The sequence below is a fragment of the Roseobacter denitrificans OCh 114 genome (genome assembly GCF_000014045.1).
GTDB classification, from domain to species: Bacteria; Pseudomonadota; Alphaproteobacteria; order Rhodobacterales; family Rhodobacteraceae; genus Roseobacter; species Roseobacter denitrificans.
This window is the reverse complement of sequence record NC_008209.1, coordinates 2031713-2047466: the sequence shown is the minus strand read 5'-3', so window position 1 is coordinate 2047466 and position 15754 is coordinate 2031713. Positions and strand designations below refer to the sequence as shown.

The 15754-nt window shown below is 60.5% G+C and carries 17 protein-coding genes; 5 read left to right on the top strand and 12 right to left on the bottom strand.

The window, feature by feature from the left end; translation table 11 throughout:
* Positions 1 to 244: 244 nt before the first annotated feature.
* From RD1_RS09930 to RD1_RS09920, 3 genes are read left to right on the top strand one after another with little or no spacing between them, the layout of a single operon-like run.
* Positions 245 to 1117 carry an S-methyl-5'-thioadenosine phosphorylase gene (locus tag RD1_RS09930; protein ID WP_011568362.1) on the top strand — a complete coding sequence of 291 codons (873 nt, stop codon included), beginning with the start codon at positions 245 to 247 and terminating at the stop codon, positions 1115 to 1117.
* Positions 1118 to 1134: 17 nt separating this feature from the next.
* Positions 1135 to 1755: a LysE family translocator gene (locus RD1_RS09925; RefSeq protein WP_011568361.1), complete on the top strand. Its 621-nt coding sequence runs from the start codon at positions 1135 to 1137 to the stop codon at positions 1753 to 1755.
* A 14-nt stretch (positions 1756 to 1769) separates the two neighbouring features.
* Positions 1770 to 2300 carry an adenine phosphoribosyltransferase gene (locus RD1_RS09920; RefSeq protein WP_011568360.1) on the top strand — a complete coding sequence of 177 codons (531 nt, stop codon included), beginning with the start codon at positions 1770 to 1772 and terminating at the stop codon, positions 2298 to 2300.
* Here the strand turns inward: RD1_RS09920 and RD1_RS09915 are convergent, their stop codons facing one another.
* From RD1_RS09915 to coxB, 12 genes are all read right to left on the bottom strand, one after another.
* The gene (locus tag RD1_RS09915) at positions 2301 to 2765 is read right to left on the bottom strand and encodes a YHS domain-containing (seleno)protein (RefSeq protein ID WP_011568359.1); all 465 of its coding nucleotides are present in this window, start codon (positions 2763 to 2765) and stop codon (positions 2301 to 2303) included. It lies immediately after the preceding gene.
* Between the two features lie 83 nt (positions 2766 to 2848).
* Complete coding sequence (locus tag RD1_RS09910; RefSeq protein ID WP_044033064.1) at positions 2849 to 4288, bottom strand: FAD-binding oxidoreductase; 1440 nt, start codon at positions 4286 to 4288, stop codon at positions 2849 to 2851.
* A gap of 41 nt (positions 4289 to 4329) precedes the next feature.
* Positions 4330 to 5151 (bottom strand): MBL fold metallo-hydrolase, encoded by an 822-nt coding sequence (locus RD1_RS09905; RefSeq protein WP_011568357.1) that lies wholly within the window; start codon positions 5149 to 5151, stop codon positions 4330 to 4332.
* Between the two features lie 119 nt (positions 5152 to 5270).
* Positions 5271 to 5855, bottom strand: a complete 585-nt coding sequence (locus RD1_RS09900) for a GNAT family N-acetyltransferase (protein WP_044033411.1) — start codon at positions 5853 to 5855, stop codon at positions 5271 to 5273.
* A complete protein-coding gene (locus tag RD1_RS09895; RefSeq protein WP_011568355.1) occupies positions 5855 to 7117 on the bottom strand; it encodes a M16 family metallopeptidase in 1263 nt (420 codons plus the stop codon). The genes RD1_RS09900 and RD1_RS09895 overlap by 1 nt, the downstream gene beginning before the upstream one ends.
* Before the next feature lie 2 nt (positions 7118 to 7119).
* Positions 7120 to 8502, bottom strand: coding sequence for a threonine synthase (gene thrC, locus RD1_RS09890; RefSeq protein WP_011568354.1), 1383 nt, complete (start codon positions 8500 to 8502; stop codon positions 7120 to 7122).
* A gap of 5 nt (positions 8503 to 8507) precedes the next feature.
* Complete coding sequence (locus RD1_RS09885; RefSeq protein ID WP_011568353.1) at positions 8508 to 9188, bottom strand: SURF1 family protein; 681 nt, start codon at positions 9186 to 9188, stop codon at positions 8508 to 8510.
* Positions 9189 to 9259: 71 nt separating this feature from the next.
* Positions 9260 to 10081, bottom strand: coding sequence for a cytochrome c oxidase subunit 3 (locus tag RD1_RS09880; RefSeq protein WP_011568352.1), 822 nt, complete (start codon positions 10079 to 10081; stop codon positions 9260 to 9262).
* Positions 10082 to 10106: 25 nt separating this feature from the next.
* Positions 10107 to 10691 (bottom strand): cytochrome c oxidase assembly protein, encoded by a 585-nt coding sequence (locus RD1_RS09875; RefSeq protein ID WP_011568351.1) that lies wholly within the window; start codon positions 10689 to 10691, stop codon positions 10107 to 10109.
* Positions 10691 to 10855, bottom strand: a complete 165-nt coding sequence (locus tag RD1_RS09870) for a hypothetical protein (RefSeq protein ID WP_011568350.1) — start codon at positions 10853 to 10855, stop codon at positions 10691 to 10693. Before RD1_RS09870 ends, RD1_RS09875 begins: the two co-directional genes overlap by 1 nt.
* Positions 10856 to 10858: 3 nt before the next feature.
* Positions 10859 to 11803, bottom strand: a complete 945-nt coding sequence (gene cyoE, locus RD1_RS09865) for a heme o synthase (RefSeq protein WP_011568349.1) — start codon at positions 11801 to 11803, stop codon at positions 10859 to 10861.
* A gap of 61 nt (positions 11804 to 11864) precedes the next feature.
* Positions 11865 to 12779: a cytochrome c oxidase subunit II gene (gene coxB, locus RD1_RS09860; protein WP_011568348.1), complete on the bottom strand. Its 915-nt coding sequence runs from the start codon at positions 12777 to 12779 to the stop codon at positions 11865 to 11867.
* A 187-nt stretch (positions 12780 to 12966) separates the two neighbouring features.
* Here coxB and tldD point away from each other — a divergent pair, with 187 nt between their 5' ends.
* Positions 12967 to 14388 (top strand): metalloprotease TldD, encoded by a 1422-nt coding sequence (tldD, locus tag RD1_RS09855; RefSeq protein ID WP_011568346.1) that lies wholly within the window; start codon positions 12967 to 12969, stop codon positions 14386 to 14388.
* 97 nt (positions 14389 to 14485) lie between these two features.
* Positions 14486 to 15655, top strand: coding sequence for a DNA-processing protein DprA (dprA, locus tag RD1_RS09850; protein ID WP_011568345.1), 1170 nt, complete (start codon positions 14486 to 14488; stop codon positions 15653 to 15655).
* Positions 15656 to 15754 lie beyond the last annotated feature (99 nt).

Genomic DNA, 15754 nt, shown 5'->3' with positions numbered 1-15754 from the left:
TTTGAGTCGTCTGAACCCGCGTCCTGCGCGCGCTAACATGGTGGCTCCCTAGACCTATTCGGTACAAATGAAAACCCCGCCCCTTGTCGTTGATCATGGTAAATCAATGATGAACAAACGCCATCCGCCCCACGCCTTGGCGCGCGCGCCCTTCACAACACCTTAATGAAACCGGGCGATTTGTGCCTTTTCAACCTGCGCTTCAACGGGCAAACTGCCGGCAACGCACGAAAGGACAGCTTCAATGACCCAAACAAAAATAGCCGTGATCGGTGGATCCGGTCTTTATGATATAGAGGGTATGACCGGAGCGAAATGGACACAGGTGTCAACACCATGGGGCGCACCATCCGATGATATTCTGACCGGGGAACTTGATGGTGTTCCGATGGCCTTTTTACCACGCCACGGACGCGGCCATGTGCATAGCCCCACCACAGTGCCCTACCGCGCAAATATCGACGCGCTCAAGCGGCTTGGGGTGACAGATGTCATTTCGGTGTCGGCCTGCGGTTCCTTTCGCGAGGAAATGGCACCGGGTGATTTCGTCATCGTGGATCAGTTCATCGACCGCACCTTCGCGCGGGAAAAATCGTTCTTCGGCACAGGCTGCGTGGCACATGTCAGCGTCGCCCATCCGACCTGCCCCCGTCTGTCCAAAGCCTGCCACACGGCGGCCACCGATGCGGGCATCACGGTGCATGACGGTGGGACTTATCTGGCGATGGAAGGCCCGCAGTTTTCGACCCTTGCGGAATCCAAGATGTACCGCACAAGCTGGGGCGCGGATGTGATCGGCATGACCAACATGCCCGAAGCGAAACTCGCCCGCGAAGCCGAACTGTGTTACGCCTCGGTCGCGATGATCACCGATTACGACAGCTGGCACCCCGACCACGGCGAAGTCGATGTCACGCAGATCATCCAGACCCTGATGGGCAACGCGGATAAGGGCCGCGATCTGGTGCGCCGCCTGCCGGCGATGCTCGGGCCGGAGCGCGCACCCTGCCCCCACGGCTGCGATCGCGCGCTGGATTTCGCGATCCTGACGCAACCCGACGCACGCGATCCGGCGGTCATGGCCAAGCTGGATGCCGTGGCCGGGCGCGTACTCTAATCCAAGGAATCCATGAAATGCCTCTCGACCTCTGGCTGACCTTTGTTGCAGCCTCCACCGCGCTCCTGCTGATCCCTGGCCCGACTGTGCTTTTGGTGCTCAGCTATGCGCTGTCCAAAGGGCGCTCGGTCGCCGTGGCCTCGGCAGCCGGCGTTGCTTTCGGCGACCTTATTGCGATGACTGCATCTTTGCTGGGCCTTGGCGCGCTCCTGCTGGCCTCTGCGACGGCCTTTACGGTTCTCAAATGGGTCGGTGCCGCCTATCTGGTCTGGCTCGGCATCAAGCTGATCCGCTCTGCCCCCACGGACGGTTTGACCCCTGCACGCGATGTGACCGCGAATGGTGTCTTTGGTCACACGGCCATGGTGACAGCGCTCAACCCGAAATCCATCGCCTTTTTCATCGCCTTTGTACCGCAGTTCATCCGGCCTGACGCAGCACTCTTGCCGCAATTCGCGATCCTGATCGCAACTTTTGTCACGCTTGCTGCCCTGAACGCACTGGCCTATGCGCTTCTGGCGGATCGTTTGCGCCGTGTCATCGCCAGACCCTCCGTCCTGACGTGGATCACCCGCGCAGGCGGCGCCACCCTGATTGGCATGGGCGTGCTGACCGCAACCCTGCGCCGCGCCACATAACCCTGAGAGACATTATGAAAACCGTACAAGACTACATCCGCACCATCGTCGATTTCCCCCACGAGGGGATCATGTTTCGCGATGTGACCACGCTTTTCGCAGATCCACGCGGGTTTCGCATCGCGATTGACCAGATGTTGCACCCCTATGCGGGCTTGCAGATTGATAAGGTTGTGGGGCTGGAGGCACGCGGGTTCATCCTCGGCGGCGCCATCGCGCACCAGTTGTCCAAGGGGTTCGTCCCAATCCGCAAGAAAGGCAAGCTGCCGGGCAAAACCATCAGCGAAGCCTATACGCTGGAATATGGCGAGGCGATTGTCGAAATCCACGATGACGCCATCCAACCGGGCGAAAAGGTGCTGGTGGTCGATGATCTGCTCGCCACAGGCGGCACTGCCGAAGCGGGCATCAAGCTTATCGAGCGGTTGGGAGGGGAGATCATCTCCACCTCCTTTATCATTGATCTGCCCGATCTTGGCGGGCGCGCGCGCCTTGAGGCCATGGGCGTGGAGGTCAACGCGCTCTGCGCCTATGAGGGGCTGTGATCAACCCACAAGCGTTGGCCAGTTTGCATCCCCCGCAGCGATGTTGCCCGCGACGTCACGTTCCCATTTGCGTTGAATGCGGCGTGAAAAGTTGAGGTACAATTTGCCATCCACGATCTTCCACGCCTCCGGCACGGTAGAAGCGGTGTAGCCTTTGCTGACCGCATAGGCGCAAAAGCCGCCGTATTGCGGGGCATAGGCAGTCGGATCGGCCGCAAAGACATCGCGGTTCTCTTCACTGGCAAAGCGCCATGTGACGCCCATCCAGTCATGGGTGAGGTCCGTGCGGCCCTTGGTTGGCACACCATCGGTGAAATAAGCGACCACGTCGCTGCCATCTACCGCAATACCACCCTCAGAATATACTTTGCCTGCCCCGGCGTCCGCGCGACGGCTGCTGATCGCCCAGCCTGCGACGGGTAAAGCCGCGATGCCCCATAAAACCTGTCTGCGTGTCAATGCCATACCTGACCTCTCTTTTCATGACGGTGATCCTGTGCATGAGATCAGTACGCATGTGCCGACAGACAACCGCACCCACGGACATGTTATGTCTGTTGCACCGCACTCGGCACTGTTTTGAGAACCGCGCCCGGGTTCATGATCCCCAGCGGATCAAGCGCCGCCTTGATCGCGCGCATCGCCGCCAGTTTGGCCGGGTCGCCATAACGTTCCAGATCGTCCACCTTCAACCGCCCCACCCCATGCTCCGCGCTGACCGAGCCGCCGAACGCATGCACGAGGTCATGGACCACACGCTGCACTTCCATGCGCTGGTTGGCGTGATCGGCAACACTGCGGCCCTTGGCCGGAAACACGTTGTAGTGCAGGTTGCCGTCCCCCACATGGCCGAAGCAATTGATGCGGAAATCGCCCAACGCCTGAACCAGCTTGTCCCCCCGTTCAATGAATTCCGGCAAGACCCCCAAGGGAAGCGAAATATCATGGGATGAGATGGAACCGATGCGCTTGTTCGCCTGTGGAATATGCTCGCGCACCGACCAGAATTCAGCGGCTTGTTGATGGCTTTGGGCCACGATGCCGTCCTCGACGAGTCCCGCCTGCATGGCGGCGGCAAAGAGTGTTTCCAGTGACTTCTGCGGATCAAGCCCGTGCACAAGGCCCACTTCGATCAGGACAGACCACGCAGGGGCTGTGTCAAAGGGCTGGCGCACATCGGGCAGCGTTTCGCGTAAAAAGGCCAGGCCCTGCCCGCTGATCAGCTCGAAGGCGCTGACCAATTCCCCGAGTTGCGCGCGCGCAAGGGCGAGCAGCGACAATGCGGCCTGTGGCGATGACACGACCAGGACCGCCGTGCCCATATGGGCCGGTTGCGGGCTGAGCTTCAACGCAGCCGCCGTGATGATCCCCAGCGTCCCTTCGGAACCGATCAGCAGATGCCGCAAGTCATAGCCGCTGTTGTCCTTGCGCAACCGTTTCAGCCCGTGCCAGATTTGCCCGTCGGGCAGAACAGCCTCCAGCCCCAGACACAAGTCCCGCGCGTTGCCATAGCGCAAGACCCCGGTGCCACCGGCATTCGTCGCCAGATTACCGCCGATCCGCGCGCTGCCCTGTGCTGCCAGCGACAGCGGGAAAAGCCGCCCCGCATCTGCAGCGGCCTGCTGGACATCCGCAAGGATCGCGCCTGCGTCACAGATCAGAACATTTTCCTGCGGATAAACCGCGCGAATGCTGTTCATCCGCTCCAACGAGATCATGAGCGGCGCAGGACCCTCCGGCATGACCTGACCGCCCACCAGTCCCGTACCGCCGCCATAGGGGAGGATGGGCACACGCGCATCCGCGGCCAGCCGCACCAGATGCGCCACCTCTTGGGTGGAACGCGGGGCCGCGAGCACCCCCACCTTGCCCTGCCACCGGCCACGCGGCTCCTCGCGGTAGCGCGATTCAGCGTCGCGCAGCACCTCGGCTGGCAACTGCTCCAGAAGCGTCTGTCGAAACGCGGAATCGGCTGAATTATGCATCATGCGCCTTGATCCCTTGCCGGGCCGCCGGATGCAAGGGCGCGCTAGTTTTCGCTCAGGAAGGCAGGGCGCAGCACCATCACCGTGGGGCGTGACGGCAGCCGGTCCAGTGACATTTCCAGCGAGGGGCCACCGACCTCCACGATCTGGAATTCATCGGACATGCCTTGCAGAAAATCATCCAGCGCAAACAGCGAAAACCAATGCATCGGGATCACGACAGAGGACCTGAGCCGTTTCAACACGCGCGTCATCGTCGCAAGATCAAGCGTATAGCCCCCATCCACCGGCGCCATCACGATATCGACCCGCCCCAGCGCGGCATATTGTTCCGCATCCGGTTCATGGTGCAGATGCCCCAGATGCCCAACACATAACCCCGCCAGCTCAAAGACAAAAATCGAATTGCCTTTCGGCTCCACTCCCGCAAAGGAGGAGCGTATATCTGTCGAGACATTGCGCACCAGAACCTCCCCGAGATCCAGGTTGTGCACGATGCCTTCGCCAAAGGGGCCCCAGCCGGGCAGCACATGGGGGATCGCGGGATCGGGGTTTGCCGTCCAATGCGTGGAATGGGCATGGTTCATGGTGACCACATCAGGGATCAGCGGCAGCGTGCCGGTATAGCCTGTGTAATCGGTAACCATATTCAGCCCGCCGTGGCTGCGGATAAGAAAGCTCGCGTGGTGGATATAGTGGATGCGCACCGTCTCTTCATCGACAGGGCCAAGGCTGGCGGGCACGATGTATTCGACGCCCGGTGTACCTTCGGCCAGCGCCAAACAATGGCTCGGCGTGCGTTCAAGGCTTTGTGCCTGCCCTATTCCGGCCGACAAGATGAAGATAAAAAGACTTCGCAATATCATGTCATATCCCCTCCGCTAGGCCTAAAGACTAGCACAGTGCCGTGAAATTCCAGACCGTGGGGCGCAGAAATTCGCGATGTTTGACAGTGATCCGCTCAAATGGCGGGCAGATGTCGCGTTCACGACACGTTGGTCTTGCCCCGCCGGTCAGAGCGCAGCGCCGCATAAAGCACATGGGTGCGCCAGCGGCCGTCGATTTGCAGATAGCTTTGAGCAACGCCCTCGTATTTGAACCCCGAGGTTTCCAAGAGCCCGCGCGACGCCTTGTTTTCAGGCAGGCAGGCGGCTTCGATCCGGCTGAGGTCAAGGCGCGTAAAGGCATAATGCACCAGCGCCGTGATCGCTTCGCGCATGAATCCCTGCCGGGCAAAGGGCTCGCCCGTCCAATAGCCCAAGGTGCCGGCCTGTGCCGGGCCACGTCGGATATTATCAAGCGTGATCGCGCCCAGCAGTTGCTCATCCTGCCTGCGGATCAGGAAGAGCGGCAAGGCGGAGCCCCCCGTGACCGACCGCTGCGCCCAGTAGACGCGGTTGGTAAAGGCCTTGCGGCTCAGGTGATCATCGGCCCAGTTCGGCTCCCACGGGGTGAGGTAATCCATGCTTTGCGCACGCAGGTGCGACCACGCGCGGAAATCCGAATGGACCGGCGGGCGCAATGTCATCCGCTCCGTCTCGATCCTGAGTTTGCGACGACCGCGAAGTATCACGCTGCACGGCGCTCCTGCAGAGCCGCCAGCGTCGGCGCGCCGTCAACCGGCCCGTAAAGCGCGAGGGCCGCCGGTGCACTTTGCGCAATTCTTTGGGCAAATTCACGCACGTCCCCGGTGGTCACCGCGTCGATCATCGCCACTGTTTCATCCAGTGGCGGCACCCGGTCCCAGATCTGCACCAGACGCGCCAGCCGTTCTGCGCGGTTGGAGGGGCTTTCCAGCCCCATCAGCAGACCCGCTTTCATCTGCGCGCGCGCACGGGCCACTTCGGCGGGAGACATGTCATCCACGGCGCGTTTTATCTCGTCGATTGTGATCTCCGCCAGTTGACCCAACTGCTCGGCACTGGTTCCGGCATAGATCGTCGTCATACCGGTGTCGGCATAGGCCCCGGCTTGTGCAAAGATCGAATAGCACAGGCCACGGTTTTCGCGGATTTCCTGAAACAGGCGGCTCGACATGCCGCCCCCCAGTGCAGAGGCGTAAATCTGCGCCGTATAGATGCAATCATCCCGGTAGCCGGGGCTTTCAAAGGCCAGCGCAAAATGCGCCTGCTCGAGCGCTTTGCTCTGGCGACGCTCACCGCCCAGAAACTGCGCGGCATCCACATCAAACATCGGTTTGGCCTGCATGCTGCCGAAAAGCTGCTCCGCGAGGCGCACGATCTCATCGTGATCCACAGCGCCAGCCGCCGACAGGATCATCTGTTCGGGTCCGTAGTGCTGAGCGATGAACTGCTGCAGATCATTCCTTGAAAACTGCGATACCCGCTCGCTCGGTCCCAGAATGGTGCGCCCCATGGGGTGGTTTGGATAGGCTTCTTCCTGAAGCCAGTCGAAAATCACATCGTCCGGCGTGTCCAGCGACTGGCCGATTTCCTGCAGGATAACACCACGCTCGACTTCGATCTCGGCCTCTTCCAGCGTGGGATTGAGCAGAATATCCGCAATCACATCCAGTGCCAGCGGGACATCGTTTTGCAACACCCGCGCGTAATAGGCCGTCACCTCCCGGCTGGTATAGGCGTTGATGTAGCCGCCCACATCCTCGATGCTTTCCGCGATCTGCAAGGCTGTGCGCTGCGTCGTACCCTTGAACGCCATATGTTCCAGAAAATGGGCGATGCCGTTTTGTTGCGGCGTTTCATGACGTGCCCCCGCCGTGACCCAGACGCCGATCGAGGCAGAGGCAAGCCCCGGCATATGTTCCGTTACAATGCGAAAGCCATTCGGCAGGCGGTGTTGGTTCAATGTCACGCTCAGATGTGCCCTTTTATGTGGTCTTTGAGGGCGGCCAGATCGTTTGGCACGCGAGTCACCCTTTCGGTGCGGTCATACAGGTCCGCCATGCGCGCAGGCAAGGGCGGGTGTACGCCGGATGCCGCCTCGACGGCTGCGGGGAATTTGGCCGGATGGGCGGTTGCCAGCGTGACCATGGGCGTGCCGATTACGCGCTGCTCTTCGGCGACCTTGACGCCAATGGCAGAATGCGGGCACAGCAACTCTCCGCTGTGTTTCAGCGCGCGCGTGATGGTCGCCGACGTTTCCTCTTCGGAGGCGCGACCGGACGCATAATGCGATTGCAGGACCTGCATCGCTCCCTGGCTGACGTCAAAGCCGCCGGCCTTCAACTCATCCATCAGCTGGACGATGGCGGGTGCCTCACGGTCATAGGCGTCAAAGAGCGCGCGTTCAAAGTTTGAACTGACCTGAATGTCCATCGACGGGCTGATCGAGGGCACGGTTTCGCCCTTGTGATAGCCCTGCCCGCTCAAGCACCGGTGCAGAATATCGTTCTGATTGGTGGCCACCACCAGCTTGTCAATCGGCAAGCCCATCCGCTTGGCGATATAGCCGGCAAAGACGTCCCCGAAATTTCCGGTGGGCACGGTAAAGCTGATCTGGCGGTGCGGCGCGCCAAGCGCAACGGCGGCTGAAAAGTAATAGACCACCTGCGCAAGCACCCGGCCCCAGTTGATCGAATTCACCCCGGCAAGGCGCACGGTATCGCGGAATTCGAAATCATTGAACATGTCCTTCAGACGCGCCTGACAGTCGTCAAAATCACCATCCACGGCGAGCGCATGCACATTGCTTTCGCCCGGTGTAGTCATCTGGCGGCGCTGGACCTCTGAAATGCGGCCATGGGGATACATGATGAACACATCCACGTTGCTCAGACCCCGGAAGGCCTCGATTGCAGCGGAGCCGGTGTCACCGGATGTGGCCCCCACAATCGTCACGCGTTCGTTCTTGCGCCCCAATGCGGTCTGGAACATCTGACCGATCAACTGCATCGCAAAATCCTTGAAGGCCAGCGTCGGCCCGTGAAACAGCTCCAGCAGGAAATGACCCTGATCCAGCTGTTTCAAGGGCGCGCGTGCATCATGGCCAAAGACCGCATAAGCGCGCGCGATGATCTCGCGGAACTCCGTGTCCGTGAACACCTCCCCGACAAAGGGGCGCATCACCCTGTAGGCGATCTCCTCATAAGGCTGACCCTCCATCGCGCTGATGGCTTCGGCCGACAGCTGCGGGATCGTCTGGGGCACATAGAGGCCGCCGTCACGGGCAAGGCCGCTCAACATCGCCTCTTCGAAATTCAGCACAGGGGCCGTGCCACGGGTCGAGATATACTGCATATCGTTCAGCTTTTGATTGCGCCGGATTTCCGGCGGAGAAAGAAGAAAGTCATCAGGGACCAGATTGCCGCAAGGGAAAACCACGTTACCGCATATTGCAAGTGATCGTTCGGAATCGCGCGCGTGTCCACAGGCATTGGCGACAAAGGCCCCCCGAGTTGCGGCGCATCCCGGCGCACCACGAGGATCGGCCGCGTCCCGAGCGCTGCCGCCATGGCATCAACGTCGCGGGCAAACCAGATATTGCGCGCAAGATCAGGTTCCGGGGTAAATCCGTCGACTTCCTGCGGCCATTGCAGGTTGCCCACGATGTTCAGCGGCGGGCCTTCCTCGAACTTGAGACCGGCGGCGTTTTCGGTCGTCACAAAGCCGAGGTCGATCAGGATGTCACCGTCGGGGTGCAACAGTGGTCGGATGATCCGGTAGCCCGCACCGACGTCCTTTTTGGACACAAGCACCCTGATATAATCCGCGCGCAACGTGCCCGTCACCCGCACGGGCAGATAGGCGTCGCGTGTCGGGTCCAACTGCATCGGCAGCGCCACCGGTTCGGCCGCAATGCGGCTGTTGATTTGAGCGATCACGCCTTCTTTCCACGCCAGACGCTGCACTTGCCAAACGCCAAGGCTGATCAGGATTGCCGCCCCGCCCAGCCCTATAACCACCAGAAACACCAACCGGCCCATTCGGTGCTGCCTTTCCCAAAGAAAAGCGCGCGAAAAAACGCGCGCTTTGATTTCAAACCCTGAAGGAACGCCTAGTGCGCGCCGGGCATCACGCTGACCCCGTAGATGTAGACGGCGAAGAAGAGGAACAACCAGACCACGTCAACAAAGTGCCAGTACCAGGCCGCCGCCTCAAAGCCGACATGTTTCTCGGGGGTGAAATGCCCCTTGATGGCACGCACCAGACAGACGGTCAGGAAAATCGTGCCGATGATGACATGCAGCCCGTGGAAGCCGGTGGCCATGAAGAAGTTCGAGAAGAACTTGTCGCCGCCAAACTCCCAGCCCTTGTAGAGCAGGTAAGAGTATTCGTAGGCCTGCAGGAAGGTGAACAAAACCCCGAGGATGATCGAGATCGCAAGACCCCAGATCAAATCGCGGCGGTTGTTCTCATGCACCAGCGCGTGGTGCGCCCATGTGACCGCACAGCCCGACAAAAGCAGGACCAGCGTGTTGATCAGCGGCAGGTGGAACGCATCCACATGGTAGATTTCCGGCTGAACATATTCGGTGCCTGCATATCCGCTCATCGGGTAGATGGCGTGTTTGAAGAACGACCAGAACCACGCGGCAAAGAACATCACCTCGGACATGATGAAGAGGATGAAGCCATACCGCAGCCCGATCCGCACGACCGGCGTGTGATCCCCCATTTTGCTTTCCGCGACCACCTCGGACCACCACCCGAACATCACGTAGAGCACGGCGACAAAGCCCATCAGGAACATCCACGGAAACTGCCCCTGCATCCACAGCACAGCGCCAAAGAGCATGAAAAATGCCCCGACAGAGCCAAGCAGCGGCCAGATCGAGGGGTTTAAAATGTGATAGTCATGGTTCTTTTCATGCGCCATGGTTTCGTCCCTTACCTTATGTTGGTCAGTTCAGACTTGTGTCTGAATTTTCTTCGATGTCCTGCGCGTCGGCATATTCTTCGGGCAGGTCGATTTCGTAAAATGTGTATGACAGCGTGATCGTGTGGACATGCTTGCCATCCCGGTCGTCCACGATTTCCGGATCGACATAGAAGGTCACGGGCATCTGCACCCGCTCCCCGGGTTGCAGAACCTGCTCTTCAAAGCAGAAGCACTGGATCTTGTTGAAAAACCCACCGGCCTGATAGGGGGTCACATTGTAGCTTGCCGAGCCGGCGACGGGCCTGTCGGTCGGATTATACGCCTCATAGAATGCCAGACCGGATTCGCCGATGCGCACGTCCATCTCGCGCACGACAGGTTTGAATTCCCACGGCATATGGTTGTTCAGCGACCCGTCAAACCGAATGGTGATGGTTTGATCGAGGATATCCTCGGGCGCGACATCGGACACACCCGTCACGCCCCCGAAACCGGTCACCCGGCAAAACCAGTCATAAAGCGGCACCGACGCCCAAGCCAGCGCGCCCATGAAAATCACGACGCTGACGGTTTGCGCTACGGTTTTTGCGGGTCCTCTCAGGGCCATCAGTTAGATACCTCCGATGCATCTGGCACAACAAAATCATCGCTCGTGACCTTGGCAAAGGTGATTGCCAGAACAAGCACGACAAATCCGGCCAGCATCAGGCCGACGCCCACATTGCGCCCTTTGCGGCGCGAATGGATTTCATGTTCAGCGCGAATGGCCATGTTTTACCAGCCTCCCAAACCAAAGGGGCGCAGCGCCGATTCCAGCAGGATGGCCCCGAAATGCGCGAACAAGTACCACAGCGACAGCCGGAAGAACTTTTTCTCAACCCGGTATTCATCCGCGATGGCAGTGTCTTCATCGCGCCGCCAGATGTCGATTGCGCCCTTGAGGAACAGTGCATTCAGAACCAGCGCCGCCGCAAGATAGACCGGCCCGCCGATCGCGCTGAAGCCCGTCCCGACCGCAAGCACGGCAAGCAGCACGGTATAGGCGATGATATGCGCGCGGGTTTTCTTGCGCCCATGGGTCACCGTCAGCATCGGGACACCGGCGTCGTCGTAATCAGACTTCATGAACAGCGCCAGCGCCCAGAAATGCGGCGGCGTCCACATGAAGATCAGCGCAAACATCAACCACGCCTCAATCGACAGGCTCCCCGTGGCGATGACCCAGCCGATGACCGGCGGAAAGGCCCCCGCGGCACCACCGATCACTATGTTCTGAGGTGTCCAGCGTTTCAGCCACATGGAATAGATCACCGCGTAAAAGAATATCGTGAAGGCCAGCAGCCCCGCCGCCAGAAAATTGGCCGTCAGCGCCAGCATCATGATCGAAAGGCCCGACAAGGCAGCGCCAAGGTTCAGCGCTTCGCCCGGCTGGACGCGGCCAGCAGGGATCGGGCGGTTGGCCGTGCGGCGCATCACAGCGTCAATATCCGCATCCCACCACATATTCAGCGCGCCGGACGCCCCTGCACCGATGGCCACAAACAGGATTGATGCAAAGCCGATGACAGGGTGCACAGACACAGGCGCGGCCTGCAAGCCGACAAGCGCAGTGAAGACCACCAGCGACATGACGCGCGGCTTGAGCAACGCGAAATAGTCGCCAAGCTGCGCTTCATATTCCTTCGCCGCCGGGGAAGATGTATATCCTACGTCAGCCATTTGCGCGCCTCACGGTCTCCAAAGCCAAAGGGAAGCATCTGCGAACCCCACCCCACGTGCATCAGTTGGACGCCAGGACCCGGTCGCGTGGGATACCGGCATATTCCTCGCGCGCGTCCGCAAGCCATTCGGCATATGCCTCTTCAGATACGACTTTGACCGTGATCGGCATATAGGCATGGTAGAAACCGCACAGTTCGGAACACTGGCCGAAATAGATGCCTTCACGCTCCGCGTTGAACCAGAGCTCCGCCAGACGACCGGGCACCGCGTCCTGCTTTACGCCAAAGGACGGGATGGTCCATGCGTGGATCACATCCGCCGCGGTGACCTGCATAACGACGGTTGCACCGACGGGCACGACAACGGACGTATCTGTCGCCAACAGGAACTCATCACGGCTGTATCCCGCGTCGATGAGTTTGGCTTCCATATGCTCATCCAGCACGAAGGGTGTCACATTTGCATCGTCAGGACGGGCGTTTTCGTCAAGCGTCGCGGGCGAGCCCAGCATGTAGCTTTCGAATTCGAACCCTTCGTCGACATACTCATAGCCCCAGTACCACTGGTAGCCGGTCACCTTGATCGTCAGGTCAGCCTCGGGGATTTCCTGTTGTTTGAACAGGATCGGCAGCGAAAACGCCCCGATGAAAACAAGAATCACGATCGGCACGACAGTCCATGCGATCTCAACCGGGGTGTGGTGGGTAAAACTCGCCGCCTCAGGGTTGCGTTTGGCGTTGTAGCGGATGGCCACCCACGCCAGCAGGGCGGTCACGAAAAGCGTAATGATCGTGATGATCACCAGAATCATCCCATCCAGCCACTGCAGATCGGTTGCAAGCTCTGTCGCTGCGGGCTGAAAACCAACCGCGCCGTCCACAGGCGTTCCGATGATCTCAAGGCCCTCTTGTGCCCAAGCAGCCGTCGCCGTTGATGCAGCCGCCAGTGCTGCCATTGAAAATAGTCGTGTCATTTGCCGTCCTGATCTTGAACTGATCGTGGGATCATGTTGCGCATTGTGGGCAGGGTAAAGGTGTGCGCACCGTCCTGCCCGTTGTAATCTTCATCCTTACAATCATATTCTGTACACAAGATAAAGACTTCATGCTGCGAATTTCCGACGCAGTTCTTGCAATTCACAACCCCGGACGGAGCCTTTCATGACAGCAAATGCCTTTTCTCCTTTTGAGGACGCTCTGGATCGGGACGCCGCCCTGCGGGTCCTCAAAACGGCCACGGATGGCGCGGATGATGGCGAGCTTTTTCTGGAACGCCGCCGCTCTGAGTCGCTGGTTTTTGACGATGGGCGCCTCAAGACCGCAAGCTATGACGCCTCCGAAGGATTCGGGCTGCGCGCCGTGCGCGGCGAGGTCGCAGGCTATGCCCATTCCACCGAGATGACCGAGGCCGCGTTACAACGGGCGGCGCAGACCGCGCAACTGGCGGTCGGTGATGGCGGCGGGACCTGGGCGGATGCGCCCGCCGCGACGAACAAGCGGCTCTATACGGACCGAGATCCGATTGCCGGCGCCGAATTCCCGGTAAAGGTGGAAACGCTGCGCGAAATCGATGCCTATGCGCGCGGTCTTGATGCCCGTGTGGTGCAGGTCTCCGCCACGGTTGCCGCAAGCCTGCAGGAAATCGAAATCCTGCGCCCCGATGGCTATTCTGTCCGGGATGTGCGGCCGATGACGCGCGTGAATGTGTCCGTGATCGTTGAGGAAAACGGGCGGCGCGAGGCAGGGTCAGCAGGCGGTGGCGGGCGCGTCGGGCTGGACGGATTGCTCGATCCGGCGGATTGGCAGGCCAAGGCGCGAGAGGCCCTGCGGGTGGCCTGCGTCAACCTTGAAGCCGTCGCCGCGCCTGCGGGTGTGATGGATGTGGTGCTTGGCCCTGGCTGGCCGGGTATCTTGCTGCATGAAGCCATCGGTCACGGGCTTGAGGGGGATTTCAACCGCAAGGGGTCATCGGCTTTTGCCGGATTGATGGGTCAGCAAATCGCCAGCAAGGGCGTTACGGTGCTGGATGACGGCACGATCCCGGATCGGCGCGGGTCGATCACCGTGGATGACGAAGGCACGCCGTCGGGCAAAAATACCCTGATCGAAGACGGCATTCTGGTCGGCTATATGCAGGATCGCCAGAACGCGCGCCTGATGGGTGTTGCCCCCACCGGCAACGGTCGCCGCGAAAGCTATGCCCATGCGCCGATGCCCCGTATGACCAATACCTATATGCTGGGGGGGGATGCCGCGCCGGCTGATATCGTCTCAGACCTCAAGGATGGCATCTATGCTGTGGGGTTTGGCGGCGGTCAGGTGGATATCACGAATGGAAAGTTCGTCTTCTCCTGCACCGAGGCCTACCGCGTTCAAGACGGCAAGGTCGGCGCGCCGGTAAAGGGCGCAACCCTGATCGGGGACGGTGCAACCGCATTGAAACACATCCGGGCCATAGGCAACGACATGTCGCTTGATCCCGGCATGGGCAATTGTGGCAAGGCGGGCCAGTGGGTGCCGGTCGGTGTGGGCCAGCCGACCCTGATGATCGGCGGCCTGACAGTCGGAGGGTCTGCGGCGTAAAACAGCGCACAAAATTAGTGCTGAATACAAGGCATTTCGTTCATCCGTTGTTAACCAAGTCGGCTTAAACCTGATTCTGCAACGGACGGAGCCACGGATGACTGACAGGGACCACAATCCTTCTTCCACTCACCCCCCACTCCCACCCACCTCGGAAGATGAACAGTTTTCCAGGCTCCGTCTGTTGCGATCCCGCCGGGTTGGCATAACGACGTATAAACGACTGCTGACTGAACACGGCACTGCGCAGAACGCGCTGGCCGCGCTACCTGAGGTAGCGCGTGCCGCCGGCGTAGAGAAATATGAGATTTGCCCCGAAGCGGTCGTGCAGGCGGAACTGAACAAGGCGCATGCCGCGCAGGCGCGCCTCGTGATGCAAGGCACCGACGCCTACCCTGACCTTTTGAACGAGCTTGAGGATGCGCCGCCCTTTTTATGGGTGATCGGCGACGTTGAATTATTGAAAAAACCGATGGTGTCCCTCGTTGGAGCGCGCAACGCGTCGTCGCTGGGCACGCGTATGGCGCGCGCGCTGGCGCGGGACCTTGGCGCTGCGGGCTACACGGTCGTATCCGGTCTTGCGCGCGGAGTTGATGCGGCAGCCCACAACGCAGCACTGGAGACCGGCACGATCGCGGTACAGGCCGGCGGTGTCGACGTGATCTACCCGGCGGAAAACACCGAACTGGCGCTGTCCATGGCCGAGCATGGGTTGCGCATCTCCGAACAGCCCATGGGCCTGCAACCCATGGCGCGGCATTTTCCCAGCCGCAATCGAATCATCGCCGGCCTCAGCCAGGCCACGGTCGTGGTCGAAGCCGCCGCGAAATCCGGCAGCCTGATCACCGCGCGCGATGCATTGGATCAGGGGCGGGATGTTCTGGCCGTGCCGGGCAACCCGTTTGACGCCCGTGCGGCGGGGTGCAATCAACTGATCCGGGATGGTGCGACGCTCATCCGTTCCGCAGCGGATGTGATCGAAGCGCTCAGCCCGATGCACAAAGACGCCCCTGAACTGCCCTTGCCCGCATCCGCAACCGCCCGCCCGAAGGAAACCGCCCGCCCCACCAAAATCAAAACCACATTGAAACAGGCGGCTGCGTTGCACCGTCAAATTCTCTCGAAACTGAGCCCTGCCCCGGTGCCCGAGGATCAGTTGATTCGCGATTTGGCCGTCAGCGCGTCAGAGGCAGCGCCCGCGCTGCTTGATCTGGAGTTGGATGGCCAAATTAAGCGTGAGGCAGGCGGTATGCTGTCGCGCGCCTGACCCATTATCAGGGCACCGCGTCACCGCTTGCGCCCGCACCCACCGGCGCGGCGCGAGACAGGCGGCAGCGCAGGTCAATCGCGCGCTTCGTGCGGTTTT

Excerpts from the sequence above, each read along its gene's own strand:
- RD1_RS09930 (WP_011568362.1), top strand. The coding sequence starts at position 245 with ATGACCCAAACAAAAATAGCCGTGATCGGTGGATCCGGTCTTTATGAT.
- RD1_RS09925 (WP_011568361.1), top strand. The coding sequence starts at position 1,135 with ATGCCTCTCGACCTCTGGCTGACCTTTGTTGCAGCCTCCACCGCGCTC.
- RD1_RS09920 (WP_011568360.1), top strand. The coding sequence starts at position 1,770 with ATGAAAACCGTACAAGACTACATCCGCACCATCGTCGATTTCCCCCAC.
- RD1_RS09915 (WP_011568359.1), bottom strand. The coding sequence starts at position 2,765 with ATGGCATTGACACGCAGACAGGTTTTATGGGGCATCGCGGCTTTACCC.
- RD1_RS09910 (WP_044033064.1), bottom strand. The coding sequence starts at position 4,288 with ATGATGCATAATTCAGCCGATTCCGCGTTTCGACAGACGCTTCTGGAG.
- RD1_RS09905 (WP_011568357.1), bottom strand. The coding sequence starts at position 5,151 with ATGATATTGCGAAGTCTTTTTATCTTCATCTTGTCGGCCGGAATAGGG.
- thrC (WP_011568354.1), bottom strand. The coding sequence starts at position 8,502 with ATGCAGTATATCTCGACCCGTGGCACGGCCCCTGTGCTGAATTTCGAA.
- RD1_RS09885 (WP_011568353.1), bottom strand. The coding sequence starts at position 9,188 with ATGGGCCGGTTGGTGTTTCTGGTGGTTATAGGGCTGGGCGGGGCGGCA.
- RD1_RS09880 (WP_011568352.1), bottom strand. The coding sequence starts at position 10,081 with ATGGCGCATGAAAAGAACCATGACTATCACATTTTAAACCCCTCGATC.
- RD1_RS09875 (WP_011568351.1), bottom strand. The coding sequence starts at position 10,691 with ATGGCCCTGAGAGGACCCGCAAAAACCGTAGCGCAAACCGTCAGCGTC.
- RD1_RS09870 (WP_011568350.1), bottom strand. The coding sequence starts at position 10,855 with ATGGCCATTCGCGCTGAACATGAAATCCATTCGCGCCGCAAAGGGCGC.
- cyoE (WP_011568349.1), bottom strand. The coding sequence starts at position 11,803 with ATGGCTGACGTAGGATATACATCTTCCCCGGCGGCGAAGGAATATGAA.
- coxB (WP_011568348.1), bottom strand. The coding sequence starts at position 12,779 with ATGACACGACTATTTTCAATGGCAGCACTGGCGGCTGCATCAACGGCG.
- tldD (WP_011568346.1), top strand. The coding sequence starts at position 12,967 with ATGACAGCAAATGCCTTTTCTCCTTTTGAGGACGCTCTGGATCGGGAC.
- dprA (WP_011568345.1), top strand. The coding sequence starts at position 14,486 with ATGACTGACAGGGACCACAATCCTTCTTCCACTCACCCCCCACTCCCA.